A 23636-nucleotide genomic window follows, 5' to 3' on the forward strand; every position below is an offset into this window, starting at 1 on the left:
CTCGTAGCCGAACGAGCCGGCCATTCCACAGCAGGTGGTGTCGAGCGGCTCGACGCCGTAGCCGGCCCGGCGGAGCACGCCCACGGCGTGGTGGTCCTTCTTCGTCGCCTTCTGGTGGCAGTGGCCGTGGTAGGCGAGCCGCTCGCCGGGCGCGTCGAACTCGAGCCCCTCGTCGAGCCGGAGAGCGTCGACGTACTCCATCACGCCGAAGGTGGCCTCCGAGAGCGCCGCGACGTCCTCGTCGGGAACGTCGCTGGCGTCGCCGCCGAGCAGGTCGGCGTAGTCCGACTGGAGCATGACGGCGTCGGTGGGCTCGACGACGACCACGTCCCGGCCCGCCGCGACGTCGGGCGCGAGCGTCTCGACGGTGTCGCGGGCGGTCGCGCGCGACTCGTCGATGAGGCCCTTCGAGTGGGGCGGCCGGCCGCTCCCCTTCACGTCCGGGATCGACACGTGGCAGTTCGCGGCCTCGAGCACGCGGACCGCGGCCTTCCCCGCGCTCGGGCTCGTGTAGGCCGTGTACACGTCGGGGAACAACAGCACCTCGCGGTCGGCCGCTTCGGGGGAAACGCCCGCGCCGCCGCGGGCCTCGAACCAGTCGAGCAGGCTCTCCGAGCGGAACGTCGGGAGGTCGCGCTCGCTCGCGATCCCGAGGGTCTTCTCGAGGAGGAGCCCCGCGCCGGGGACTTTTCCGGGGAGGTTCGAGAGCGGGGCGAACCGGGAGCCGAGCGGCGCGAGGTCCTCGAACTTCCCGAGCAGCCGGGTCCGGAGGTCGGTGCCGTGTTCCTCGTGGTGGGCGTGTTCGACCTCGGCTTTCAGCTTCGCCATGTCGACGCCGCTCGGACAGTCGACCTTACAGCCCTTACAGCCGACACAGAGGTCCATCACCTCGGTCACGAACTCGTCCTCGGTCGGGTCGTCGGGGAGTTCTCCGTTCATCGCGCCGCGGAGCATGTTCGCCCGGCCCCGCGTCGACTGGATCTCCTCCTCGGCGGCCCGGAACGTCGGACACATCACGCCGCCCGTCGTCTCCTGTGGTCCCCGGCAGCCGCCGCAGCCGTGACAGAGCTCGACCATCCCCTGCATCCCGTTCTCGTTGTCCCACTGCATCGCGGCGTCGAAGCCGGCGTCGAACTCGTAGTCGGGGTCGAACCGGAGGTTCTCGCTCATGTCGAAGTCCCCGCAGACGTTGCCGGGGTTGAGGAGCCAGCCGGGGTCGAAGGCGGTCTTCAACTCGCGGAACGTCTCCCAGAGGTCGTCGCCGTACAGCTTTCGGTTCCACTGGGTCCGCGCGTGCCCGTCGCCGTGTTCGCCGGAGACGGACCCGCCGAGCCGGACGACCGCGTCGGTCACGCGGTCGGCGACCTCGACCATCGTCTCCACCTCGTCGACCTGTTTCGTGTCGATCAGCGGCCGGACGTGGAGCACGCCGGGACCGGCGTGCGCGTAGAACGTCGCGAACGTCCCCGTGTCCTCGAGGATCTCCTGGAACTCCCGCGTGTACTCTGGGAGGTGTTCCGGCGGGATCGCACAGTCCTCGATGAAGGAGATGTGCTTGGCGTCGGAGGTCCGCGACAGCAGGATCGGGAGCCCCGACTTGCGCATCTTCCAGAAGCGGGCGCGCTCGTCGGGGTCGTGCGCCTCCATGGCCGCCAGCGCCCGGCGGGGTTGGGCGGTCGTCTCCGCGGCGCCGGGGCTCGGGTCGGCGACGGTCTCCGCGCCGTCGACGCGGTCGGCGACCAGATCCGCGACCTTCCGCCGGCCCGCCTCGTCGCTCTCGGCGTAGAACTCGACGAGGAGGACCGAGTCGGTCCCGTCGGGCAGCATCCCGACGACCTCCGCGAACTCGGGCGTGTCGGCGGCGAGTTCGAGCAGCACGTCGTCCATCACCTCGACCGCCGCGGGGTCGTGCTCGAGGATCGGCGCGACGTCCTCCATCGCGTCCAGCAGGTCGCCATAGGTGAGAAGCGCCACCGCCTTCGTCTCCGGGATCTCGACGAGCGAGACGGTCGCCTCCGTCACCGTCGCGAGCGTCCCCTCGCTGCCCGCCATGAGTCGGCCGAGATTGACGACGCCCGCCTCGCCGTACTCGCCGCGGTGCTCCGCGAGCAGCCGGTCGAGGTTGTAGCCGGAGACGTTGCGTTTCATCGCCGGGAACCGGTCGTCTATCTCGTCGGCCTCCTCGTCCAGGATCCGGACGATCTCCGCGTGGATCCGGGGGAGGAGGTCGTCGCTCTCGGGGTCGGCGGACGCCCGGAGGTCGTCGACGCGCTCCTCGCCGAGGGTGGCGACGGTCCCGTCCGCGAGCACGACCTCGAGCTCCTCGACGTAGTGGTCCGTCTTGCCGTACTTCAGCGAGTGGGAGCCGGTGGAGTTGTTGCCGATCGCGCCGCCGACCGCGGACTTGTCGCGCCAGGCGGGATCGGGCGCGAACTTCAGGCCGTGCGGCTCGACGGCCGCGTTGAGGTCGCCGACGTACGCGCCGGCCTCCACGCGGGCGGTCTCCGCCTCGGGGTCGGCGTCGATCACGGAGTCCATCGCCTTCGAGAAGTCGAGGACCACCGCCTCGTTCACGGTCTGGCCGGCGAGCGAGGTGCCGCCGCCGCGCGGCAACACCGGAACCCCCTCCTCGAAACAGTACTCCTGGACCGCGGCCACGTCCGCCGTCGACTCCGGGAAGACGACGCCGATCGGCGTCACCTCGTACGCCGAGGCGTCGGTCGCGTACAGCCGGCGCGAGTAGTCGTCGAACCGCACGTCTCCCTCCACGCGTCGGTCGAGCGCGTCGACGAGGTCGGGCCGTTCGACCCCTCCGCCGGTGTACTCGAAGTCCCCTCCCTCCCGCGGATCGCGGTCCGACCCGCTCGAGTGTGTTGCCATGCGATTCACTCTCGCTCGGATCGACAAAAGTCCCTCGGGGTTGCCGGGTTCCTCTTCGGGTCGCCGGCGGCGGGTTCGGCCGATCTCGTTCCCGCGCCGGGTTCCCTCGCCCGGTCGATCGAACCGCCGACACCGGTGGTTTCATTCGCGCGCTCGCGGATCGTCCGGACACGATGGTCCTCGGAGGCCTCCTTCCGGACACCGCGGCCGTGAACGTCCTCGTGGTCGTGGCCGCGAGCGGGCTGATCTGGATCGGCAGCGGGTGGCTCGAGGAGGCCGCGGAGGGACTCTCGACGCACTACGGGCTCCCGCCGGTCGTCCAGGGAACCGTCGTCGTCGCGGTCGGCTCGAGCTTCCCCGAGTTCGCGAGCGTGGTCGTCACCGCGCTCGCCGGCGTCTTCGACATGGGGGTCGGGGCGATCGTCGGCTCCGCCATCTTCAACATCCTCGTCGTTCCGGCGCTCTCGGGGCTCGCGACCGCCGACGACCTGGACTCGAGCCGGACGATCGTGTACAAGGAGGCGCAGTTCTACATGCTCGCGGTCTCCGTCCTCGTCATCACGTTCGCGCTCGCGGTCATCTACGAGCCGGTCGCGACCGGCGCGGGGGGCGTCCTGTCGGGCTCGATCACCCGCCCGCTCGCGGTGGTCCCGCTGTTCGTCTACGGTCTCTACCTGTTCATCCAGTGGCAGGACACCGGCGACTACGAGGCCGAGACGGGGGCCGACGTCGCCGTCGCCCGCGAGTGGGGCAGGCTCGCCGCCGGGCTGCTCGTCATCCTCGCCAGCGTCGAGGCGATGGTGTCGTCGATCGAGTCGCTCGGGCACGCGTTCGGGATCCCCGAGTTCCTCGCCGGCATGACGATCGTCGCGGCGGCGACGAGCCTCCCGGACACGCTCGTCAGCGTGCGGTCCGCCCGCGACGACAACAGCGCGACGAGCCTCGGGAACGTCCTCGGGTCGAACACCTTCGACCTGCTCGTGGTCATCCCCGTCGGCGTCCTCATCGTGGGCGCGGTCCCGGTGAACTTCTCGACCGCCGTGCCGATGTTCGCCGTCCTCACGCTCGCGACGGTCCTGCTGTTCGGGACGCTCAGAACCGGCCTGGCCCTGACGAGCGTCGAGTCGTACGCGCTGCTCGTCGCGTACCTGCTCTTCATCGCGTGGGTGGTCGCCGAGACGGCCGGCGTGACGCGGGTCCTCCCGGCGTGACCGGGCGACCGTCGGCTCGGGATCGGCGGGGCGAGCGACGCCGGCGTCAGACGGACGTCGTCCGACAACGAACGCTTAATAGGCGCGCTCGTGACCGTATCTGACATGAACGCTGCTCCCGAGGAGATCACGTCGCTCGTCGGCAGAGAGGTGTACTCGAACAACGGCGTCTTCGTCGGCGAGGTGGAGGACGTCCGCCTCGATCTCGACACCCAGTCGGTGACCGGGCTGGCGCTGGCCGAGCTCAACGGCGAGCTGTTCGCCGGCCGCGTCGACGGAAACACCGGCGTGATCGTCCCCTACCGGTGGGTCCGGGCGGTCGGCGACGTCGTGCTCGTCAACGACGTCATCGAGCGGCTCGAGACGGACACCGACGAGTCGAACGTCGAGACGGAGCAGCAGGCCACCTAGACCCGGCGCGAGCCGGTCCTCCGCGACCCCGCTCAGAACGGAAGCGCGTCCCGGATCCCGCCGAGGATCCCTCTCCCGCCCCGCCGCGCCTCGTCGAAGACGGGGTAGAGCGCGTCGAGCAGCTCCGTTTCGTTCTCGAACTCCGACTGGGGGGTCTCCTCCAAGGCCGTCGCCAGCTCGATCGTCCGCCCCTTCGAGTCGTAGGGGATCTCCGGGTGATCGAGCGCGCGGACTATCTCCCCGCTCGTCGCGGGAAACGAGAGGGTCGACTCCTCCAGCCGGGCGTCGAGCGCGGCGATGCCGAACTCGATCGCCTCCGGTTCCGCGGAGTCGCCGCCGCCTGGTGGACGTGCTGCCATCGACCGCTCGTAGCCGCTCGGCCGTCTTTAAACTCGGGTTTGCGCGACGGAGGCGAGCCTCACTCCGGCAGCGACTCCGCGGGCGGGGCCGCGTCGAGGACGACCAGCTCGATCCCGTCACCGGCGCGGTCGAAGGCGGCGACGCAGTCGTCGTCGTACGGCGGCACCGAGACGAGGACGACCGCGGCGAGGTCGTCGGTCCTCGCGAGCCGGAGCCGTCCCGTCGGGTGCGAGAGGAACCGTGCGCCGCCCCGATCCGCCGGGATCCCGAGGTCGACGCCGAACACCGCATTCACCGACCCGCCGACGCCCTCGACGGTGAAGTGCGTCAACACGGGCGTCTCGGGGTCCAGCCCGAGATCCACGTCGAACTCCCCCGCACGCGTGGCCGACAGCCGAAGGCTCACCGCCGTCGGGTCGCGCTCGGCGGCGCGGTCGAGAAGCACCGTCAGCAGGTCGCGGGTGACGTGGATCACGGCCCGGTCAGATCCCGAGCGCGTCCCGGAGCGTCCGCGCGTAGAGTCCGGGCGCCTTCCGTCTGGACCCCTCGAGCGCGTCCTCGACCGCCGCGGCGGCGTTCTCGTGGACGCCGACGCCGTGGCCGACGAGGACGCGGTCGGGGTCGAGCCCGGAGAGGACCGTCCGCGGCGGCGTCAGCCGGAGCATCGGGTGGACGCCGAGCCGCTCGCGGTCCCCCCGGAAGTACGACGCCGACCCGAGCGACTCGGGCACCACGAGCGTCTCGCCGTCGAAGAGGCCGACCTCCTGCCACGGCGGGACCGCGGAGTCGCGGATCCGGATCGACTCGAAGCCGGAGTCGGCCAGGCGACGGCCGAAGCGGCGAACCGGGACGTCGACGTCGTCCACGACGCCCGTCATCCACTCGGGCACGTGGACGGGCACGTCGTGGCGGGCCGCGACCGTCGCGGCGTCGCGCTCGTGCCGGTCGAGACCGACGACGACGCCGGCGACCGACCCGAACTCCGCGAGGAGGTCGTCGACGCCGGGCGCGTCGACCGGGTCGATCACCCACACGTCGTCGTCGCCGTCCTCGTTCGGCACCGCGAGCGCGTGGCTCGCGCGCTCCATCGTCTCGCCGGGGTACGCGATCCACCCCACGCCGCGGTCGAAGCGGTCGATCTCGTGGAGCTCCGCCTCGCCGTCCTCCTTCATCGTCATGGGATCCCTTCGGGCGGGAGCCATTTCAACCCGTCTCCGCGGGTCCGACGGTGGCGCGGACGTTCGACGGTCGCGCGGATCCGACACGCATACGGACCGACGGGAACGAGCGACGCCCATGTCCCCGGACACCGACGTCACCGTCGCCGGACGGGAGATCGATCCCGTCCGCGGCGGCCTGTTGTTCCTCGTCGTCGGACTGGCGATAGCCGGCTACGGCGGGTACGACTACCTCCAGCAGCAGCAAGCGATCGAGACCGCGGAGCCCGTCGAGGCGGCCGTCCTCGAGACCGATCTCGACTCCACGAGCTCGGCGTCGAGCCCGGACGTGGACTACTACCCGTTCGTCCGCTACGAGTACGCGTACCGCGGAGAGAGATACACGGCGACCGGCGTGTATCCGGCGTCGGTTCGGCGGTCCTACGACACCCGGTCGGCCGCGGCGGACGTGATCGACGAGTACGAGACCGGCGAGACGGTCACGGCGTACGTGACGCCCGACGCGCCCGGCGACGCGTTCCTCAGGAAGCAGCGATCGAACGCCCCGTTCCTCGCGATCGGGATCGGCGCGGTCATCGCGTTGACGGGCGGGCGGTCCGCGTTGCGGGATCGGGCCTGAGCGGCCCCTCCGGACCTCGCTCGCCCTCCCCGACCCGCCTCACTCCTCGGGCCACTTGATCGAACAGCCCCGCGACGGCCGGTCCGGATGTGGGACCGCCTCGCCGGCGAGGACCGCGTCGACCGCGTCGCGGACGTAGAACTCGGTCGGCTCGTCGTCAGGGTTCAACGCGTCGTCGAGCCGGCCGTGATACGCGAGCCGCCACTCGCCGTCGTCGTGACCGAGGAGGAACGGATCGGGCGTACACGCCGCGCCGTACGCCGCCGCGACCTCGCCCGTCTCGTCCCGGAGGTACGCGTCGTAGGCGATCGTGCCGTCCGCGACCCGCTCGCGCATGGCGTCGAAGGAGTCGTCGGGGTACTCCTCGGCGTCGTTCGGGTTGATCCCGACCACCGCCAGGTCGTCGTACTCGGCGGCCAGGTCGTTGAGCAGCCCGAACTTCGCCTTCGCGTACGGGCAGTGGTTACAGGTGAACACCACGAGCAGCGCGTCGACGTCGAAGTCGTCGAGCGCGTGGGTCTCGCCGTCGGTTCCGGGCAGCTCGAAGTCGGGTGCGGCGTCGCCGCGTTCGAGCTCCGAGTCGGATTCCATCGCGACCATGCCCGACGCTAGCGTCGCCGGATCCAAAGCCGTTCCGGGCGGACCGCCCCCGCCGACGACGGGCGGGCTAGTGGAGCCCGATCGCGGCGATCCGGACCGCGGCCGAGACGACGAGCCAGCCGACCGCGCACGCGACGAGGAGACCGAGGAGGAGCGACGCGGCGTGGATCCCGCCCGCCAGTGTCGAGAGGACTCCGCCGTCGACGCCGACCGGGAGGCCGGCGAGGTCGGCCGCGAGCCGCGGACCGCGCCGCCGGCCGATCGAGCCGAGACGGAGCCCGACGACGGCGACGGCTCCGGCCGGGGCGGCGATGGAGAGGGTTCGCGCCCAGCGTTTCGGCGTTCCGGCCGACCCGCGCGCCCCGTGGTTCGGATCGGTCCCGCCCCGGCGTCGATCGGTCGGCCGGCGGCCGGACCGCCGGCGGTCGGGCGGGCGCAGTCGAGCGACCGGCCGACGCTCGTCGGTCCCGACGCGGGGGCCATCCTGCCGGTGCCGCCGTCTCGGGGGGTCCGCTCCGGACGACATGCGACCGATGGCCCCGGCATCGCATATGAACGTGCGGCGCGAGACCGTCTCCGAGCCGACGGACACCGCCCGGACCGAGTCCGCCGATCCGCCGTTCGAGGCGCGGGGCGGAGCCGATAAGTGGCCGCCGCCTCGACGGCGGGTATGCTCGACCCCGGCGCGGAAGCCCCGACGTTCACGCTCGAGAACCAGCACGGCGATCCGGTCTCGCTCGACGATCCCGACGCCGCCCACACGGTCGTCTACTTCTATCCCCGTGCGGACACCCCCGGCTGTACGACCGAGGCGTGCGGCTTCCGCGACGCGTGGGACGCCTTCGAGGCGGCCGACGTCGCCGTGCTCGGGATCAGCGACGACCCCGTCGAGGACCTCGCCGACTTCGCGGCGGACCACGACCTCCCCTTCGACCTCCTCTCCGATCCCGACGGCGAGGTCGCGAGCGCGTACGACTCCTACGGCGAAAAGCAGCTGTTCGGGGACGTCTTCGACGGCGTCTTCCGGAACACGTACGTCGTGGACGCCGCGGGGACGGTCGTGCTCGCGTACGAGGGTGTCTCCCCCGAGGGCCACGCCGATCGGATCCTCGAGGACGTCGCGGCGCTGGAGGGCTGATCGGGCACCTCCGACCCGCGGCTCCGGCGGCCCCGCTCAGAAGAACCCGCCCACCCGCGAGACGAGCTTCGGAACCTCCTCGGCGATCGCGTGTCGTTTGACCAGGCCGAAGCCGCCGAGAATGGTGACGAAGCCGGCGACGGTCGTGACGGTCACCGGCTCCGCGAGGAGGACCGCGCCGGCGACCGTCGCCACCACGGGAACGACGTACGAGACGAGGTTGATCTCGAACGCCCCGAGCCGGGCGAGAAGCGTGAAGTAGATGCTGTACGCCACCGCCGAGGACAGCACGCCGAGAAAGCCGAGCGCGACGAGCGCCGGGAGCTCGGTCGCGGGGAGCCGCTGTCCCTCGCCGAGCCCGAGGCTGAACCCGTGCATCAACAGCCCGCCGAACAGCATCGCCCAGCCGGTGAGCGCGACGCTCGAGAACGTCGTCTCCACGACCCGGAGTCCGACGCTGCTGAAGGAGACGGAGACCACGCCGACGAAGATCAGCGCGACACCGATCGTCACGCCGCCGGTCAGGTTCGCCGGGTCCGGTTGGGCGACGAGGCCGACGCCGACGAACGCGAGGACGACGCCGAGGCTCCCCCGCGCGTCGAGGCTCGACTCCCCGATCCACAGCGACGCGACCGCCGCGGTGACGATGGGGACGAGGCTGTAGGTGATCGAGGCGATCCCGCTCGTCGTGTACTGCTGGCCGGTGAACAGGAGCGAGTTGTTGACGGCCACGTTGAACCCGCCGCTGAGTCCGATCGCGGCGAGGTCGCCGCGGGTCCGCGGGAGCGGGCTCGACTCGGTGAGCAGGACGTAGGTGACGAGCACCAGCGCGGCGATGTCGAACCGGTAGGCCGCGTACAACACGGGCGGGTAGTACGCCAGCCCCACCTCGATGGCGACGAACGAGCCGCCCCAGAGGGTTGCGAGGAGGAAGAACAGGAGGACGTCGCGATACCTGGACACGCCGAAGGGGACGGCGGCCTCCCGTATATCGGTGTTCGTTCCGGTCAGCCAGCGGGGGGATCGGCCTCGGCGGCTCGCGTCGAACGGACGCGAACGAGCCGGCTCGCCGCGAACGGGGACGAGGGCAGGTGACGACGAACCACGGAAGAAACGGCGTGGCGACGAACCACGGAAGAAACGGTATGACGGCGAACCACGGGAGGGTCGTCCTCGACGACGCCGGTGCGTCGCCGAGCGACCCGGACGAGCCCGAGCGACTGGACCCGTCAGCTCTCGATCTCGATCTCGGTGCCGGTCGCCGCGGCCTCGAAGGCGATCGGGAGCCGGACGGTGAGAACCCCGTTCTCGTACTCGGCTTCGATCTCTCCGTCCTGGATAGTCTTCGGGAACCGGAACCGACGGTGGTACGTCCGGCGCGTGCCGCGGAACTCGTCCTCGTGCTCGCCGGCGACGTTCAACGTTCCGTCGTCCCACGAGACGGTGAGCTCCTCGGGATCGAAGCCGGGGAGCTCCACCGTGAGGACGAACTCGTCGTCCCGTTCGTACAGTTGGTAGTCGTCGCCACCGCGCTCGAAGAGTCTGCTCGGCATGTCCATGCCTCCGGTCCACGTGCTGGCTGGTCGTGGAAGAGCCATGTGTACCACCTCGAATCCGTTCGGTAGTATGGTCGCGGTTCAATAAAAATCTGACGAACCATGGGATGAATTAACGATCCCCGTCGGGACGAGAACGACCCCCTCCGGCCACCCGACGGCCGAACTCGACCGGTTCGAGAGGTTATTTAACCGGTTCCACCGTGGGCAACACGCATGGAGCCAGACCTCGATCGGTTCAGGTCACGTCGTTCGACCGTCTACGGACAGGGCGGCGTCGTCGCCACGAGCCAGCCGCTCGCGAGCGAGGCGGGCGTCGGCGTCCTGCGGGACGGCGGCAACGCCTTCGACGCCGCGGTGGCGACGGCGGCCGCGCTCAACGTCGTGGAGCCGACCTCGACCGGGCTCGGCGGGGACGTGTTCGCGCTGTACCGGACGGCCGACGGCGACGTCGGCGCGATGCGCGCCTGCGGCGGCGCACCGGCGGACGCGACGATCGGGAACGTCCGGGAGGCGATCGCCGCCGACGCGGACGGCGACGTCGACGACCCGGCCGACGCCGAGATGCCGGCGACCGGGGCGCACACGGTCACCGTCCCCGGAACCGCCCGCGGCTGGGAGGCGACCGCCGAGCGGCTCGGGACGATGGACCTCGGCGAGCTGCTCCGGCCCGCGATCCGGCTGGCGACGGAGGGGTATCCCGTCTCGGAGGTCGTCGCCGCCCAGTGGGAACACGGCGAGGAGCTCTTCGAGACCGACCACGCCCGCGAGGCGTTCCTCTTCGACGGGGCGTCGCCGTCGGTCGGCCAGCGCGTGACGCTCCCGAGGCTCGGGAAGTCCATGGAACGGATCGCGGCGGAGGGCGCCGACGTGGTCTACGAGGGCGAGATCGCGGAGGCGATCGCGGGCGAGGTCCGGTCGCACGGCGGGTTCATGACCGTCGACGACCTCGCGGACTTCGAGGTCGAGTGGCCCGAGCCGGTGTCGACCACCTACAACGGCGCGGAGGTGTACGAGCTGCCGCCGAACAACCAGGGGCTCATCGCGCTCGAGGCGCTCAACGTCGCCGAGGAGCTGGGCGCGGGCGAACACGAGTACGACTCCGCGGAGCGCGTCCACTACTTCTCGGAGGCGCTGAAGGTCGCCTTCCACGACGGCCACCGCTACATCACCGACCCCGAGTACGAGGACCACCCGCCGCTGGCGTCGAAGGCGTGGGCGAGGAGACGCGCCGCGGCGGTCGGCGAGACGGCGAACCACGACGTGAGCTTCGGCGTCCCCGACGCGAACGCCGAGGACGCCGACACCGTCCTCCTCACCGTCGCCGACGACGCGGGGAACGTGGTCTCGTACATCAACTCGCGGTTCGCCGGGTTCGGCTCCGGGCTCGTCGCCGGCGACACCGGGATCGCCCTCCAGAACCGCGGGTCGTCGTTCTCGCTCGACCCCGAGCACCCGAACAGCCTCGAGCCCGGCAAGCGGCCGTTCCACACCCTCATTCCGGGGCTCGTCCGGTTCGACGAGGACGATTGGGCCGCCTTCGGCGTGATGGGCGGGTACATGCAGCCGCAGGGACACGTCCAGACGATCGCGAACGTCGTCGACTACGGGATGCCGCTCCAGCGCGCGCTCGACGAGCCGCGGTGGCGGTACCGCGAGGACGGGACGCTCGCGCTGGAGCCGCACTTCGACGACGACGTCGCGGCGAAACTCGTCCGGAAGGGCCACGACGTGCGGACGCTCTCGCCGGGAACGTTCGGCGGCGCGCAGATCGCCCGGAACGAGGACGGCGTCCTCTCGGCGGCGACGGAGCCGCGCAAGGACGGGAACGCACAGGGGTATTGAGACCTCAGTCGCCGCCGGCCGCCCGCGCCCGTCGCCTGGCGTCCTCGGGCGAGCGCCCCTCCCGGAGGAGCGCGTCGACGAACAGCTCGCCCGCCTTGTACGACGAGCGGACCATGGGTCCGGACGCACAGTAGAGGAAGTCGAACTCCGTCTCGGCCACCTCGCGCCACGTCTCGAAGACGTCCGGGTGGACGTACTCGAAGACGTCGAGGTGCGAGCGCGACGGCTGGAGGTACTGGCCGAAGGTGACGACGTCGACGCCGACCTCCCGGAGGTCGCCGAGCGTCCGGTACACCTCGTGGTCGTACTCGCCGACGCCGAGCATGAGGCTGGTCTTGGTGTGGACGTCGGACTCGCGGTCGACCCGGTCGAGCACGGCGAGCGACTGCTCGTAGGTCGCGCGGCGGTCGCGCACGGGCCACTGGAGCCGTTCGACCGTCTCCACGTTGTGGGCGATCACGTCGGGACCGGCGTCGAGTATCCGGTCGACGGCCGCGGGATCGCCGCCGAAGTCGGGGATCAGCGTCTCGACGAGGATCTCGGGGTCGCGCCGCTTGATCGCGCGGATCGTCTCGGCGAAGTGTGCGGAGCCGCCGTCCGCGAGGTCGTCGCGGTCGACGGAGGTGAGGACGACGTACTCCAAGCCGATCTCCGCGACCGCGTCCGCGACGTTCTCGGGCTCGTCCGGGTCGAGCGGCTCCATCCCGCCGGTCTCGACGTCACAGAAGTTACACCCGCGCGAGCAGCGGTCGCCCATGAGCATGAACGTCGCCGTCCCCGGCCCGTCCCGGCCGCCCTCGGCGGCGTCCGCCGCCTCGTCGTTCGGGAGCGCGTTCGCGCTCCCCGACCAGCACTCGCCCATGTTCGGGCAGTTGGCCTCCTCACAGACGGTGTGGAGGTCGCGGTCGCGGAGGCTCGCTTTGATCTCCGTGAACCGGCTCCCCGAGGGCGGACGCGACTTCAGCCAGTCCGGTTTCCGCCGGCCGCGTTGCATGCCCGTTCCTCGGGGCGGCGGGAGCAAAAGCGTGCGGGTCGATCGGCTCGTCGACGGCGCCGATCGTCGACGGCGCCGGTCCGTCCAGCGCCGCCGACGGGAGAACCTATATGCGACCCCTCCGCCGTGAGAACGTATGGAGGATCCCCCGGCGCGTTCGACCCAGGCGTTCGAGACGGAAGCGATCCACGCCGGCGAGGAGCCGAACCTCGACCCCGGCGGCACCGGCGACCTCGTGTCGCCGATCCACCTGTCGTCGACGTTCGCGATGGACGAGGCCGGCGACCCGAGCCACGGCTACAAGTACTCGCGGCTGGGAAACCCGACCCGCGAGGCCCTCGACCGCCGCGTGGCGACGTTGAGCGACGCGGCCCACGCGATGACGTTCGGCTCCGGCATGGCCGCCATCGCGACGACGTGTCTCACCGTGCTCGAGTCGGGCGACCACGTCGTCGCGTTCGACGGGATCTACGGCGGGACGAAGGTGCTCTTCGACGACTACCTCGCCGAGCACTTCGACGTGAGCGTCGAGTACGTCGACGCGACCGACGTCGACGCCGTCGCCGACGCGGTCACTCCCGAGACTGCCCTCTGCTGGATGGAGTCGCCGACCAACCCGCTCTTGAAGCTGTGTGACGTCGAGGCCATCGGCGAGATCGCCGACCGGCACGACGCCGTCCTCGCCGTGGACAACACCTTCGCGACGCCGTACTTCCAGCACCCGCTGGCGCTGGGCGCGGACGTCTCGGTCTACAGCACGACCAAGTACCTCAACGGCCACACCGACTCGATCGGCGGCGCGGTCGTGACGAACGACGACGGCCTCGCCGACGGGATCCGGTTCGTCCAGGAGTACGCGCTCGGCGCGATGCTCGCTCCGTTCGACTGTTACCTCGTGCTCCGCGGGAGCAAGACCCTGCCGCTCCGGATGCGCCAACACGAGGCGAACGCGACGCGCGTCGCGAACTACCTGACGGACCACGAGAAGGTCACCGCGGTCCACTACCCCGGTCTCGAGAGCCATCCCCAACACGACCTCGCCACGCGACAGATGGACGGCTTCGGCGGCGTCGTGTCGTTCGAGATCGACGGCGGGGGCGCCGAGGCGAGGGCGTTCGCGGAGTCGCTCGACCTGTTCACCCTGGCCGTCAGCCTCGGCAGCGTCGAGTCGTTGATCGAGCACCCGGCGAGCATGTCGGCGTCGTACGTGCCCGAGGCCGAGCGGCTGGCGTCCGGCATCACGGACTCGCTGATCCGAGCGCCCGTCGGGGTCGAGAGCGCGGACGACCTCATCGCCGACCTGGAGGCGGGGCTACGACACCTCTGAGTCGGCTCCGCGGGACCGGCCGGCGGCACCCGGACTCACACGAGGTCGGCGGCGGCGACGACCGTCGCGAACTCGCCGGCGAGGTGCGCGAGCGCGACCCGATGGGAGGTCTCCGGGTCGATCCGCTCCCCGTCGGGGGTCTCGCGCTCGTGGGTCGCGGTCGCGTCGGCGACGAGGTACACGTCGTAGCCGCGGTTCTCCGCCATCCGGACGGTCGTCGAGACGCAGTGGTCGGTGGTGAGCCCGCAGACGACGAGGGCGTCGTGATCGCGCTCCGTCAACCATCGGTCGAGGTCGGTCCCGAGGAACGCGCCGTTGACCGACTTCACGAAGGTCGCCTCCCCGTCGGCCGGCGCGGTCTCGGCCTTCCAGGCGAACCCCGGCGCGTCGCCCCGGAGCGGCGACTCCGGCTCGGTCGAGTCGTGTCGCACGTGCGCGATCGGGCGGTCGGCGGCGCGCCAGCGCGCGAGGAGGTCGGCGGCGACCGCCTCCGCGTCCGGATTGTTGCGCTCGCCCCACCCCGGCTCGTCGAAGCCGGTCTGGAAGTCGACGAGCAGCAGGACGGCGTCGTCGGGAAGCGACGAATCGTCGGAGGGGCCGGGATCAGTCATCGCCGACCCCCAGGACGGTCGGCGCCGATCCGCCCTGGCCGCCGGCGTCGTCGGCGTCCGCGAATCGCCGCCACGCGCCGCGTTCGAGCAGCGCCTCCGGGGCCTTCGGGTGGTCGCGGGTCGGCTCCAGCGGGCACTCGTCGGGGCTCTCCGCGTCGTCCTCGCGGAACAGGTACTGTCTCCACTCGCGGTCGCCCTCCGCGCCCCAGTCGCCGAGGTCGGCGTGCGGGCAGACGCCGTCGTACGCCTCCATCCGGGAGCGGATCGTCTCGCGGGCGCGCTCGCCGGCCTCGGTGTCCGCCGTGATCCCCTCGAACACCGCCCGCGGCTGGAAGGTGATCTCCAGGCCGATCGGCGAGTAGCGGCTCATCCGCTCGTCGTAGAAGGGGGCCCGCGAGGTGGGGAACAGCGGCTCGCCGCCGAAACAGAACTCCCAGTAGGGATCGTCGGGGTCGGTCGGGATCTCCTCGGGCCAGGGCTCCGGGTCGTGGACGTGGAGGAACTCGAGGACGTGCCAGAGCGCCTCGTGGTAGTCGGCCTCGGTCGCGTCCTCGCCGAAGGGGGCGAAGAAGACCGCGAGCGGCGCGCGCTCGGCGTGGTCCGGATACGTCTCCAGGTACTCCAGGAGGAGGTCGCGAAGCCGGAGGAGCGCGGCGGGGTCGCTCGTGGATCCACACGCCCCGTACAACAGGTCCCCCTCGCGTTCGACCTCGATCCCGAAGTAACACGGGAACGGCGACCCGTCGCGCTCGCCGAGCATCGACTCGCGGAACGTGCGGTAGTGGTCCGCGAGCCAGCCGGGTGCGTCCTCGAGCCGACCGTGGAGCGTCTCCTGGTCCAACAGCACGCCCTCGGTTCCGGGCTCGTTCATGGGTTCGCTCCGTGGGCCACCGGCTTTTGACTTTCGGCGAGATCCGCGCCGTGAGAGCGTCGCTACGGCGACGATCGATTCGAGCCGCGCGGCGACCGGAGCCTCGACGCGTCGGCACGCACGGCCCGCCGGGGCGTTTATCCCGCCGGCCGCGAGTGACGACGTATGCTCATGACGCCGGGACCGACCGCGGTCCCAGAGCCCGTCCGCGAGTCGATGAGCCGCGAGCTGATCAACCCCGACGTCGACCCCGCGTTCCGGGACGTCTACGCCCGTCTCGTCGACCGGTTGGAGACGGTGTACGGGGTCGGGGACGTCGACTCGCACGACGTCGTCGTCCCCGGCGGCGAGGGGATCCTCGGGCTGGAGGCCGCGATCGCCTCGCTCGTCGAGCCCGGCACCGAGGTGCTGTGCCTGTCCAACGGGCTCTACGGCGACGGCTTCGCCGACTTCGTCGAGTCCTACGGCGGCGAGGCGACCCCTGTCGACGCCGCCTACGACGAGCCGCTCCCGCTCGACGCCCTCGACGACGCGCTCGCGAGCGACGACGCCGACTTCGACGTCGCGACGATGGTCCACTGCGAGACGCCCACCGGAACCCTCAACGACCTCGAGGCCGCGCTCGATCTGCTGGAATCGGCGGCCGGGGAGACGCTCACCGTCGTCGACGCCGTCTCCTCGCTCGGCGGGACGCCGGTGCCGACCGAGCGGATCGACGTCTGTCTGGGCGCCTCCCAGAAGTGTTTCAGCGCGCCGCCGGGGCTCACCACCGCCGCGATCAGCGACCGCGCGTGGGCGGCGATGGCGGACCGCGAGCCCCACTCGCTGTACACGAACTTCCTCCCGTGGCGCGACACGGACGAGGGGTTCCCGTACACCCACCTCACGACGAACGTCGTGGCGCTCGAGGAGGCGCTCGCGCTCCTGCTCGAGGAGGGCCTCGACGACGCCTACGCCCGCCACGAGGCGGCCGCGGCGCGGTGTCGCGAGCGCGGCGCGGCGATCGGCCTGGAGCCGTTCGGCGACCCCGAGCGCGCGTCGCCGACCGTGACGGCGTTCGAGGTCCCCGGTCGGGCCGAGGCGCTCCAGAACCGGCTCCACGAGGAACACGACGTGCTCGTCGCGACCGGCCTCGGCGACCTCGCCGACGACGTGGTACGCGTCGGCCACATGGGCCACGCCGCGCGCGTCGATCGCGTCGACGAGACGATGGACGCGCTCGAGGCGGCGTTGTGACGGGAGAGGTGGGCGCGATCGTCGCGTTCGCCGGCGCGACCGACCGCTACCGCCGCGCCCACTCCAGCATCCGGCCGTAGAAGGGGTCGGAGCCGAGCGCCGTCGCGTCGCCGACGAGCGTCAACTGCTTCTTCGCGCGGGTGAGCGCGACGTTCACCCGGCGGTGGTCCTCGAAGATCGGCCCGTCGAGGTCGCCGGTCGCGACGAACGAGACCACGACCACCTCCTTCGAGGAGCCCTGGAACCGGTCGACGGTGTCGACGGTCACGTCGGTCCGGCGGCCGATCTCCGCGACCTGCGCGCGGAACGGCGCGATGACGCCGACGTCGTCGGGGTCGACGCCGGCCGCGAGGTAGGCGTCGACGATCCCCGCGACCCGCTCGGCCTCCCGGACGTTGCGGTTGCCGTCGCGCTCGCCGTCGGGGTCGACGAAGCCGACGCCGCCGGTCAGTTCGGGCGCGAGCACGTCGGGGTCGACGCCCAGGTCCGCCAGCCGCTGGCCGGCCACCTCGGACGTGGCGGGCCGGAGCGCGCCGTCGTAGAACTCGGCGGAGGCGAACGCCTGGATCCGCTGGCTCATCCGGTACTGGCGGTCGAGCATCACGCTCGCGTCGGGGTACGCCTCGATGAGGCGCTGGAACAGCGAGGTCTTCAGGTCGTTCTCCGCCCGGACCACGGGGGGAAGCTGCTCGTGGTCGCCGACGAGCACGAACCGGTCCGCGAGCGTGATCGCGGCGTGGGTGCTCGGCTCCGTGAGCTGGGAGGCCTCGTCGACGAGCGCCACGTCGAACTCGCACTCGCGCATGACGCGGGAGCCGCAGGCGGCGGTCGTGGCCGCGACGACCGGCGCGTCCCGCAGCTCCGCGGCCTTCTCGTTCGGGTCGCCGCGCTCGACCAGCCGCACGTCCCGCATGTCTGCGCGGACGCCGGTCTCGGTGCCGACCCGCAGGACGTCGTCGAACCCCTGCTCGCGCAGCGCCTCCAGGGCGTTGTCGACGGCGCGGTTCGTGAACGCCGCGAGCAGCACGCGGTTCCCCGCCGCGACGAGCGCCCGGATCGTCCGCGCGATGGTGTAGGTCTTCCCGGTCCCCGGCGGGCCGTGGATCAGCGCGCAGTCCTCGGCGTCGACGGCGAGCGAGACGGCCGCGTTCTGGGCCGCGTTGTTGTCGATGTACGTCGGGGGATCGGCGGCGGCGGACCCGCTCGAGAACGCCGGCTCCCGTCGACCGAAGATCACGTCCTTCCGTCGCTCGCTGCCCTTCAACACGGCGTCGTGGAGGGCGGTGAGCATCCGATCGACGGAGATCTCCGAGGGATAGACGTCGAGCCGCCGGAGGTCGACCGGCTCGTCCGTCTCGACGACGACCTCCTCGCCCAGTTCGCGGATCCGACCGAGCTCGGCGTGACCGGTCACGGGGTCGCCGTCGCTCGCGAGCGCCACGTCGCCCTCGCGGAGCTTCGAGACCGCGTCGTCAGGCTTGCGGGCGCGGAGCTCCCAGCGGTTGTCGTCGATCTCGGTCCGCGAGACGGGGTCGATGTCGATCAGCGCCCGGTCGTCGGCCGCGCGCTCCTCCGGGGTCTGCTCCCAGAGCTTCCGGTACTCGGCGTGGGTCTCGCGGCGCTCCTCCTCGATCGCGGTGTAGAACCGGTCGAAGTAGTCACGTTCCTCCTCGGGGACGGCCGTGCCGATCTGCCCGGCCTTCGACTCCTGATCGAGGCGGCCGGAGACGACCATACAGGCGTCCCGTTCGAAACAGTAGCTACAGGTCGCGTCCGCCTCGTATCCCGTGGGGACGGTCGGGCGCTCGCCGGGGTCGTTGAGCGCGCGCCACTCCATCGCGGCGAGCGCGTTGCGCTCGCGCACGACGAACTTCAACAGGCCGTCGCCGACGGTGAACTCCTTGGCGGGCGCGAGATCGCCGCTCTCCTCGGTCCGCTCGAGCGCGGTGTTCTTGGTGTACAGCAGCGTTCCGATGTCGGGGTCCACGCCGCGCTCCTCGAGCATGAGCGCGTAGCAGGCCGCCTGGATCTTGTCCTGAAAGCGCGGCTCGCGGTTCGTGTTCTTGCCCGTCTTGAGTTCCACGGGGGTCCCGCGCCGGAGCGCGTCGGCGCGCCCCTTCAGCCCGAACGTCGGCGAGAGGAGCGTGAACTCCGAGCGCCAGGTGTCCTCGTCGGTCAGCGTGCCCTGCGCGAGCCACCCCTCGATCGCGGCCGCGTTTCGCCGCACCTCGTCCTCCACCTCGGCCGTCTCGTACCCGAGCAAGCCGAGTTCGAGGCCCGCCTCCGCGACGCGCTCCTCGACCGACTCCTCGAGGTCCATCCCCCGGAGCAGGTCGCCGAACACCTCGTGGACGATCGTCCCCTTGACGACCGGGTAGTTGAGCGGGATCCCGGAGAGCTTGTTGAGGTAGTACATCCGCGGACACTGGACCCACGACCGGATCCCGGTCACGTCCACGAGGAAGTCCGGTTCGAGCACGACCCACGAGTCGCCGGTCGTCGCGTAGCCCGACTCCCCGCCGTACTCGTCCGCCTCCGCGTCGGTGACGAGCAGTTCCATGCCGGGCTCCGCGTGCTCGCCGGTCTCGGCCCAGTCGCCCCACAGCGTCACGTCGACCGGCTCGGCCGCGCCGCGCTCCGGGCGGACCCGTAGCTCGCGGAGGTCGCGCTCGCCGTACGACGTCGACACCGTTCGCGTCTCCCCGACGGAGACGATCGGCCCCCGAACGTTCACGCCTCCCATCCTCGGCGGCGGCGAAAAACGCTGTCGGTGCGGGGAACGACACCGGACGCCGGCGGGGCGAACCGAGGGTTCCTTACCCTCCGACGCGTGGGGACGGGCATGAGCGACTCGTCGTACGACCGCTACGGGCGGCCCGTCGTCGTGGGACTCGTCGTCGTGCTGGCCGTGCTGTCGGTCGCGAGCGCGTCCCTCCGCGTCGCGAGCGCCGGGCTCGCGGCCGCCGGCGACGCGGTCGTCAGCCTCTACATCGCGGCGGTCGTCGTCTGGGGAACCTTCCGCGAGGGATACGACACCGCCCGCTTCCGGATCGCGCTGTACGGCGTGCTCGTGCTCTGGGGGTCCGCCGACCTGATCGCCGGGGCGGACGCGCCGCTCGCCTACCTCTTTCTCGTCGGCGGCTCGCTGTTGATCGCGTGGGAGTCGTACTCCTCCCCGCGAGACGGACGGCAGCGGGCGTCCGAGCGGTGAGACGCCGGACGGGTCCCGCTCCGCGAGCCGTTCTCGGGCCCCGGTCCGGTCGCCGCGACCGACACGCTCATGCGGACTCCGCCGGAACGTGACGCCGACATGCGCGTACGCGACTGGCAGGAGATCCTCGCTGACGTCGCGAGCGACTCGACCGACCCGGACGGCTGGCGCGCCGTCGCCGGCTCCCGACGCGGGGGACTCGGCGAGGACCTCTACTTCGGGCACCCGAGCGTCGGCGTCTACCACCTGAAGACGTACGCGAAGAACCCGCGCGACCTCCGCGGGGTCGGGACCCGCGTGGCCCGGAAGGTCGACGACGACCTCGACCCGCTGCTCCCCGACGAGGGGTCGCCGGGGCGGTTCGCGGTGCGGTCGCCCCCCGAGAGCGAGGACGAGGCGAAGAGCATGGCGACCCGACTGGAGGAGACGCTGAAGGTCCACGCGGAGGCCCCCACGGAGCCCGACCACCTCTTCGAGGACGTGATGGAGGCGATCGACTCGCCCGCGTTCGGCCCCATGGACTACGAGTTCGACGGCCGCCCCGACGAGCTCGACGAGCTGGGCGACACCTTCGCGGAGGCGGAGGAGCTGCTCTCGGCGGAGCTCGACGACCTGATCGACGCCGACGACGTCGACCGCGGCTTCCACTGAGGCCTCGATATCGGTCCGTCCCGACCGCCGTTCCCGCACGGGTTTCTCACACCAGCCCGTCGAACGCGCCGCCCGCGATCCCCGGCCCGTCGGGCACCTCCACCCGTCCGTCGTCGACCGGACAGGGGTCCGGCGCGAGATCCTCGGCGAGCAGCCCGCCGGTCGCGAGCCCGCAGGCGGCGACGTCGGGGACCGCGCCGGCGACGTGGACGGCCGTGGTCCGCGCGACGACGGCGTCGATCGTCGTCGTGACCACCGGCTCGACGCCCGCCTCGCGGGCCCGCAGCGCCGCCGCGAGCGCGCGGTCAGGGCCGCCGAGCGCCATCGGCTTGATCACGAGCGCGTCGGCCGCGTCGGCCGCCAGCACCTCCCCGACCGAGCGTTCGGCGAGCGACTCGTCGAGCGCGATCGGCACCGCGGTCTCCGCGCGGAGTCGGGCGGTGGCGTCGAGGTCGGCGGCGGGAAGCGGCTGCTCGACGTACGCGAGATCGAGGGGCTCCAGCCGGTCGAGCGCCCGTCGCGCCGTCGACCGGTCCCACGCGCCGTTCGCGTCGACGCGGAGGTCGATCGCGGGCCCCACGGCCTCCCTGACCGCCCGCAGCCGGTCGAGGTCGATCTCCAGCGGGCGCGCGCCCGCCTTCACCTTCAGACAGCGGTAGCCGTCCGCGGCCGCGCGCTCCGCGTCCGCCGCGGTCGCTTCCGGCGTCCCGTCCCCGATCGTGGCGTTCACCGGGACGAAGTCGGCGGGTTCCGGGAGTCCGGTCCGGTCGGCGAGGTGCGCGGAAAGCGACCGGTCCGCCTCGCGGGCGGCCGCGTCGGCGAGCGCGAGCGCGAGCCCGTGGCGGGCGGCGGGCGCGTCGTCGGCGTCGAGGTCGTCGAGCGCGGCAGCCGGCCCCCCCGAGTTCGCGGCCGCCTCGCGGAGCGCGGCCGCACACGCCGACCGCGACTCGGTCCAGCCGGGCAGCGGCGTCGCCTCGCCGATCCCGGTCGCGGGTGCGTCCACGTTGTCGGTGTCGCCGTCGTCGGTGTCGCCGTCGCCGCCGTCCCGGTCGACCTCACCGTCGGAGGTGCCGACGCCGACGAGGAACCCCGCCCGGTCGGTCAGCTCCTCGCGGGCGGTCCGGAGCGGGCTCGCGAGCGCGACGGAGAACGGACGAACTCTCATCAGAGCGCGAGGCCGACGGCGAACGCGACCGCGTACGCCGCGAGCAGCTTCCCGGTCGACTCGAGCGCGGGGTTGAGCGCGTCGCCGCTCGTCTCGGTCAGGACGGTCCGGGCGACGCTCGCCGCGAGCGGCAGCGTGAGGAGCGGGAGGAGGACCGTGAGCCCGTCCCCGGTCGCGACGAACCAGAAGGGGGTGACGTACGCGAGCGCGAGGAGGCCGACGTACTGGACCCGCGAGAACCGGTAGCCGAACCGGACCGCGAGGGTTCGCTTGCCCGTCGCCGCGTCCTCCTCGCGGTCGCGGACGTTGTTGACGACGAGGATGTTCGTCGAGAGCGCGGCCACCGGCAGGCTGGCGGCGGCGGCCGAGAGCGTGACGGTCCCCTCGGGGATCCACAGCGGGAACGCCCCGCCGAGGAGCGCCGCGGCCTGGACGTAGTAGGTTCCGGTGACCGCGATCAGCCCGAAGAAGACGAAGACGAACACGTCGCCGAGCCCGTGGTAGCCGAGCGGGTACGGGCCGCCGGTGTAGGCGATCCCGGCCGCGACGCTCGCCAGCCCGACGACGAGGATCGGGACGCCGCCGACGGCGACGAGGTAGGTGCCGACGCCGATGGCGGCCGCGAACGTCAGCCACATCGCGCGTTTGACCTCCGCCGGCTCGATGAGGCCGCTGGCGACGACGCGGGTGAACCCCTCGCGGTCGTCGGTGTCCGCGCCCTGGATCGCGTCGTAGTAGTCGTTCGCGAAGTTGGTCCCGATCTGGATCAGCGCCGCGCCGACGAGCGCCGCGAGCGCCGGGAGCGGGGCGAACGTGCCGGCCCCGACCGCGAGCCCGACGCCGACGATCACGGGCGCGGCCGCCGCGGGGAGCGTCTGCGGTCGCGCGGCGATCACCCACGCCCGCCGACGCGACACCTCCGTAGCCATTACCGACGCTTGGGGAGTGTCGCCCCTTAACCTTCCCATCGACGGCGGGGTCGCCGGCATCGCCGAGCCCGTCCGGGTCCCGTCGGCGTCGACTCGCGGAGAACGCTACCGACTCGCGTACACCTAACCCACGTGCGACCGCGTCGGGCGTATGGCACGCGTTCCATACGTCGAGGCGGCGGACGTCCCGGACGAACACGAGGCGTTGCTGGAGTCGGCGCTCCAGGGGAAGCCGCTCAACGTGTACCGGTCGCTCGGCAACAACCCGGCCGTGCTCGCGGGGATGCGGGCGTACCTGCGCTCGCTGTGGAACGACAGCGGGCTCACGGATCGGGAACGGGAGCTCGTCATCCTCGCGACGGCGGCGACGATCGACAGCCGCTACGAGTGGCACCAGCACGTCAACATCGCGCGCGACGTCGGCATCGACGACGCCGTCATCGCCGGGATCGGGACGGGCGACCCGTCGCCGCTCGACGCCGACGAGCGGACGCTCGTGGCGTACGTCCGGGCCGTCGTCGAGGAGTCCGTCGACGCGGTCACCCACGAGTCGATCGCGGCGCTGTACGACGACGACGAGATCGTCGGGATCGCCGCAACGGCAGGGGGGTACGCCGCGCTCGGGGCGCTCATCCGCGCGTTCGACCTCGAGTTGGAGGCGGGGACGACGTTCCACGGCTGGGACCCGCGGTGAGCGATGGGCGGTGGCGCGCCGGTGAGCGCCCGGAGGGCGCGAACCGCCCGCGAGGGACGCGGCGAGCGAGGTGCGAGTGAAACGAGCACCTCGGTGGCGAGCGGCGAAGCCGCGAGCCGTGAGCCGCGAGGCTGGGGAGGTGTGAGGTG

Annotated in this window: 24 protein-coding genes; 10 read left to right on the plus strand and 14 right to left on the minus strand. The window is 71.8% G+C overall.

The features are described 5' to 3' along the window. On the minus strand, nucleotides 1-2880 hold a 2880-nt coding region (locus DJ70_RS01320), incomplete at its 3' end, for an FAD-binding and (Fe-S)-binding domain-containing protein (RefSeq protein ID WP_094529461.1). 173 nt (nucleotides 2881-3053) lie between these two features. Here DJ70_RS01320 and DJ70_RS01325 point away from each other — a divergent pair. Beyond that, the gene (locus tag DJ70_RS01325; protein WP_094529463.1) at nucleotides 3054-4091 is read left to right on the plus strand and encodes a sodium:calcium antiporter; all 1038 of its coding nucleotides are present in this window, start codon (nucleotides 3054-3056) and stop codon (nucleotides 4089-4091) included. Nucleotides 4092-4196: 105 nt separating this feature from the next. Beyond that, complete coding sequence (locus DJ70_RS01330; RefSeq protein ID WP_094529466.1) at nucleotides 4197-4502, plus strand: PRC-barrel domain-containing protein; 306 nt, start codon at nucleotides 4197-4199, stop codon at nucleotides 4500-4502. Nucleotides 4503-4534: 32 nt separating this feature from the next. Here DJ70_RS01330 and DJ70_RS01335 read toward each other — a convergent pair whose 3' ends face one another. From DJ70_RS01335 to DJ70_RS01345, 3 genes are read right to left on the minus strand one after another with little or no spacing between them, the layout of a single operon-like run. Continuing rightward, a complete protein-coding gene (locus DJ70_RS01335; RefSeq protein ID WP_094529468.1) occupies nucleotides 4535-4861 on the minus strand; it encodes a hypothetical protein in 327 nt (108 codons plus the stop codon). 59 nt (nucleotides 4862-4920) lie between these two features. Further along, nucleotides 4921-5337 carry a hypothetical protein gene (locus tag DJ70_RS01340; RefSeq protein WP_094529470.1) on the minus strand — a complete coding sequence of 139 codons (417 nt, stop codon included), beginning with the start codon at nucleotides 5335-5337 and terminating at the stop codon, nucleotides 4921-4923. Between the two features lie 7 nt (nucleotides 5338-5344). Then, nucleotides 5345-6040, minus strand: a complete 696-nt coding sequence (locus tag DJ70_RS01345) for a hypothetical protein (RefSeq protein ID WP_394338441.1) — start codon at nucleotides 6038-6040, stop codon at nucleotides 5345-5347. 118 nt (nucleotides 6041-6158) lie between these two features. Here DJ70_RS01345 and DJ70_RS01350 point away from each other — a divergent pair, with 118 nt between their 5' ends. Next, on the plus strand, nucleotides 6159-6659 hold the full coding sequence (locus DJ70_RS01350; RefSeq protein WP_094529472.1) for a DUF3592 domain-containing protein: 501 nt from the start codon (nucleotides 6159-6161) through the stop codon (nucleotides 6657-6659). Nucleotides 6660-6698: 39 nt separating this feature from the next. Here DJ70_RS01350 and DJ70_RS01355 read toward each other — a convergent pair whose 3' ends face one another. Both DJ70_RS01355 and DJ70_RS01360 read right to left on the minus strand, forming a co-directional pair. Beyond that, complete coding sequence (locus DJ70_RS01355) at nucleotides 6699-7259, minus strand: thioredoxin family protein (RefSeq protein WP_094529474.1); 561 nt, start codon at nucleotides 7257-7259, stop codon at nucleotides 6699-6701. Between the two features lie 67 nt (nucleotides 7260-7326). Continuing rightward, on the minus strand, nucleotides 7327-7785 hold the full coding sequence (locus tag DJ70_RS01360; RefSeq protein WP_094529476.1) for a hypothetical protein: 459 nt from the start codon (nucleotides 7783-7785) through the stop codon (nucleotides 7327-7329). 144 nt (nucleotides 7786-7929) lie between these two features. Here DJ70_RS01360 and bcp point away from each other — a divergent pair, with 144 nt between their 5' ends. Next, nucleotides 7930-8397, plus strand: coding sequence for a thioredoxin-dependent thiol peroxidase (bcp, locus tag DJ70_RS01365; protein ID WP_094529478.1), 468 nt, complete (start codon nucleotides 7930-7932; stop codon nucleotides 8395-8397). A 36-nt stretch (nucleotides 8398-8433) separates the two neighbouring features. Here the strand turns inward: bcp and DJ70_RS01370 are convergent, their stop codons facing one another. Together DJ70_RS01370 and DJ70_RS01375 are read right to left on the minus strand one after the other, a co-directional pair. Beyond that, entirely contained in the window at nucleotides 8434-9360 is a 927-nt protein-coding gene (locus tag DJ70_RS01370) for a DMT family transporter (protein ID WP_094529480.1), read from the minus strand. 266 nt (nucleotides 9361-9626) lie between these two features. Continuing rightward, on the minus strand, nucleotides 9627-9995 hold the full coding sequence (locus DJ70_RS01375) for an Hsp20/alpha crystallin family protein (RefSeq protein ID WP_094529482.1): 369 nt from the start codon (nucleotides 9993-9995) through the stop codon (nucleotides 9627-9629). A gap of 174 nt (nucleotides 9996-10169) precedes the next feature. On the opposite strand from DJ70_RS01375, the gene ggt reads away from it, so the two are divergent. After that, the gene (ggt, locus tag DJ70_RS01380; RefSeq protein WP_094529484.1) at nucleotides 10170-11798 is read left to right on the plus strand and encodes a gamma-glutamyltransferase; all 1629 of its coding nucleotides are present in this window, start codon (nucleotides 10170-10172) and stop codon (nucleotides 11796-11798) included. Between the two features lie 4 nt (nucleotides 11799-11802). On the opposite strand, the gene lipA is transcribed toward ggt, so the two are convergent. Next, nucleotides 11803-12792: a lipoyl synthase gene (gene lipA / locus DJ70_RS01385; protein WP_094529486.1), complete on the minus strand. Its 990-nt coding sequence runs from the start codon at nucleotides 12790-12792 to the stop codon at nucleotides 11803-11805. A 136-nt stretch (nucleotides 12793-12928) separates the two neighbouring features. Here lipA and DJ70_RS01390 point away from each other — a divergent pair, with 136 nt between their 5' ends. Beyond that, a complete protein-coding gene (locus DJ70_RS01390) occupies nucleotides 12929-14119 on the plus strand; it encodes a trans-sulfuration enzyme family protein (protein ID WP_094529488.1) in 1191 nt (396 codons plus the stop codon). Nucleotides 14120-14154: 35 nt separating this feature from the next. Here the strand turns inward: DJ70_RS01390 and DJ70_RS01395 are convergent, their stop codons facing one another. Both DJ70_RS01395 and DJ70_RS01400 read right to left on the minus strand, forming a co-directional pair. Beyond that, nucleotides 14155-14730 (minus strand): cysteine hydrolase family protein, encoded by a 576-nt coding sequence (locus tag DJ70_RS01395; RefSeq protein ID WP_094529490.1) that lies wholly within the window; start codon nucleotides 14728-14730, stop codon nucleotides 14155-14157. Next, the gene (locus DJ70_RS01400; protein WP_094529492.1) at nucleotides 14723-15601 is read right to left on the minus strand and encodes a YqcI/YcgG family protein; all 879 of its coding nucleotides are present in this window, start codon (nucleotides 15599-15601) and stop codon (nucleotides 14723-14725) included. The genes DJ70_RS01395 and DJ70_RS01400 overlap by 8 nt, the downstream gene beginning before the upstream one ends. 165 nt (nucleotides 15602-15766) lie before the next feature. Between DJ70_RS01400 and DJ70_RS01405 the strand changes: the two genes are divergently transcribed. Continuing rightward, on the plus strand, nucleotides 15767-16837 hold the full coding sequence (locus DJ70_RS01405; RefSeq protein WP_094529494.1) for a pyridoxal-phosphate-dependent aminotransferase family protein: 1071 nt from the start codon (nucleotides 15767-15769) through the stop codon (nucleotides 16835-16837). Between the two features lie 46 nt (nucleotides 16838-16883). On the opposite strand, the gene DJ70_RS01410 is transcribed toward DJ70_RS01405, so the two are convergent. Further along, nucleotides 16884-19571: an AAA domain-containing protein gene (locus tag DJ70_RS01410; RefSeq protein ID WP_094529496.1), complete on the minus strand. Its 2688-nt coding sequence runs from the start codon at nucleotides 19569-19571 to the stop codon at nucleotides 16884-16886. Between the two features lie 108 nt (nucleotides 19572-19679). Here DJ70_RS01410 and DJ70_RS01415 point away from each other — a divergent pair, with 108 nt between their 5' ends. Together DJ70_RS01415 and DJ70_RS01420 are read left to right on the plus strand one after the other, a co-directional pair. Then, nucleotides 19680-20048, plus strand: a complete 369-nt coding sequence (locus tag DJ70_RS01415) for a hypothetical protein (RefSeq protein ID WP_094529497.1) — start codon at nucleotides 19680-19682, stop codon at nucleotides 20046-20048. A 99-nt stretch (nucleotides 20049-20147) separates the two neighbouring features. After that, entirely contained in the window at nucleotides 20148-20699 is a 552-nt protein-coding gene (locus DJ70_RS01420) for a hypothetical protein (RefSeq protein WP_094529499.1), read from the plus strand. A gap of 46 nt (nucleotides 20700-20745) precedes the next feature. On the opposite strand, the gene DJ70_RS01425 is transcribed toward DJ70_RS01420, so the two are convergent. Both DJ70_RS01425 and DJ70_RS01430 read right to left on the minus strand, forming a co-directional pair. Then, nucleotides 20746-21864, minus strand: a complete 1119-nt coding sequence (locus DJ70_RS01425) for a mandelate racemase/muconate lactonizing enzyme family protein (protein WP_094529501.1) — start codon at nucleotides 21862-21864, stop codon at nucleotides 20746-20748. Then, entirely contained in the window at nucleotides 21864-22793 is a 930-nt protein-coding gene (locus tag DJ70_RS01430; RefSeq protein WP_094529503.1) for a 1,4-dihydroxy-2-naphthoate polyprenyltransferase, read from the minus strand. Before DJ70_RS01430 ends, DJ70_RS01425 begins: the two co-directional genes overlap by 1 nt. A 151-nt stretch (nucleotides 22794-22944) precedes the next feature. Here DJ70_RS01430 and DJ70_RS01435 point away from each other — a divergent pair, with 151 nt between their 5' ends. Continuing rightward, nucleotides 22945-23487, plus strand: coding sequence for a carboxymuconolactone decarboxylase family protein (locus DJ70_RS01435; protein WP_094529505.1), 543 nt, complete (start codon nucleotides 22945-22947; stop codon nucleotides 23485-23487). Nucleotides 23488-23636: the final 149 nt, after the last annotated feature.

The sequence above is a fragment of the Halorubrum halodurans genome (assembly GCF_002252985.1).
Classification (GTDB): Archaea; Halobacteriota; Halobacteria; order Halobacteriales; family Haloferacaceae; genus Halorubrum; species Halorubrum halodurans.

Excerpts from the sequence above, each read along its gene's own strand:
- DJ70_RS01395 (WP_094529490.1), bottom strand. The coding sequence starts at position 14,730 with ATGACTGATCCCGGCCCCTCCGACGATTCGTCGCTTCCCGACGACGCC.
- DJ70_RS01375 (WP_094529482.1), bottom strand. The coding sequence starts at position 9,995 with ATGGCTCTTCCACGACCAGCCAGCACGTGGACCGGAGGCATGGACATG.
- DJ70_RS01335 (WP_094529468.1), bottom strand. The coding sequence starts at position 4,861 with ATGGCAGCACGTCCACCAGGCGGCGGCGACTCCGCGGAACCGGAGGCG.
- DJ70_RS01350 (WP_094529472.1), top strand. The coding sequence starts at position 6,159 with ATGTCCCCGGACACCGACGTCACCGTCGCCGGACGGGAGATCGATCCC.
- DJ70_RS01435 (WP_094529505.1), top strand. The coding sequence starts at position 22,945 with ATGGCACGCGTTCCATACGTCGAGGCGGCGGACGTCCCGGACGAACAC.
- DJ70_RS01415 (WP_094529497.1), top strand. The coding sequence starts at position 19,680 with ATGAGCGACTCGTCGTACGACCGCTACGGGCGGCCCGTCGTCGTGGGA.
- DJ70_RS01425 (WP_094529501.1), bottom strand. The coding sequence starts at position 21,864 with ATGAGAGTTCGTCCGTTCTCCGTCGCGCTCGCGAGCCCGCTCCGGACC.
- DJ70_RS01360 (WP_094529476.1), bottom strand. The coding sequence starts at position 7,785 with ATGTCGTCCGGAGCGGACCCCCCGAGACGGCGGCACCGGCAGGATGGC.
- DJ70_RS01400 (WP_094529492.1), bottom strand. The coding sequence starts at position 15,601 with ATGAACGAGCCCGGAACCGAGGGCGTGCTGTTGGACCAGGAGACGCTC.
- DJ70_RS01390 (WP_094529488.1), top strand. The coding sequence starts at position 12,929 with ATGGAGGATCCCCCGGCGCGTTCGACCCAGGCGTTCGAGACGGAAGCG.
- DJ70_RS01355 (WP_094529474.1), bottom strand. The coding sequence starts at position 7,259 with ATGGTCGCGATGGAATCCGACTCGGAGCTCGAACGCGGCGACGCCGCA.
- lipA (WP_094529486.1), bottom strand. The coding sequence starts at position 12,792 with ATGCAACGCGGCCGGCGGAAACCGGACTGGCTGAAGTCGCGTCCGCCC.
- DJ70_RS01345 (WP_394338441.1), bottom strand. The coding sequence starts at position 6,040 with ATGACGATGAAGGAGGACGGCGAGGCGGAGCTCCACGAGATCGACCGC.
- DJ70_RS01405 (WP_094529494.1), top strand. The coding sequence starts at position 15,767 with ATGCTCATGACGCCGGGACCGACCGCGGTCCCAGAGCCCGTCCGCGAG.
- DJ70_RS01325 (WP_094529463.1), top strand. The coding sequence starts at position 3,054 with ATGGTCCTCGGAGGCCTCCTTCCGGACACCGCGGCCGTGAACGTCCTC.
- DJ70_RS01330 (WP_094529466.1), top strand. The coding sequence starts at position 4,197 with ATGAACGCTGCTCCCGAGGAGATCACGTCGCTCGTCGGCAGAGAGGTG.
- DJ70_RS01430 (WP_094529503.1), bottom strand. The coding sequence starts at position 22,793 with ATGGCTACGGAGGTGTCGCGTCGGCGGGCGTGGGTGATCGCCGCGCGA.
- ggt (WP_094529484.1), top strand. The coding sequence starts at position 10,170 with ATGGAGCCAGACCTCGATCGGTTCAGGTCACGTCGTTCGACCGTCTAC.
- DJ70_RS01420 (WP_094529499.1), top strand. The coding sequence starts at position 20,148 with ATGCGCGTACGCGACTGGCAGGAGATCCTCGCTGACGTCGCGAGCGAC.
- bcp (WP_094529478.1), top strand. The coding sequence starts at position 7,930 with ATGCTCGACCCCGGCGCGGAAGCCCCGACGTTCACGCTCGAGAACCAG.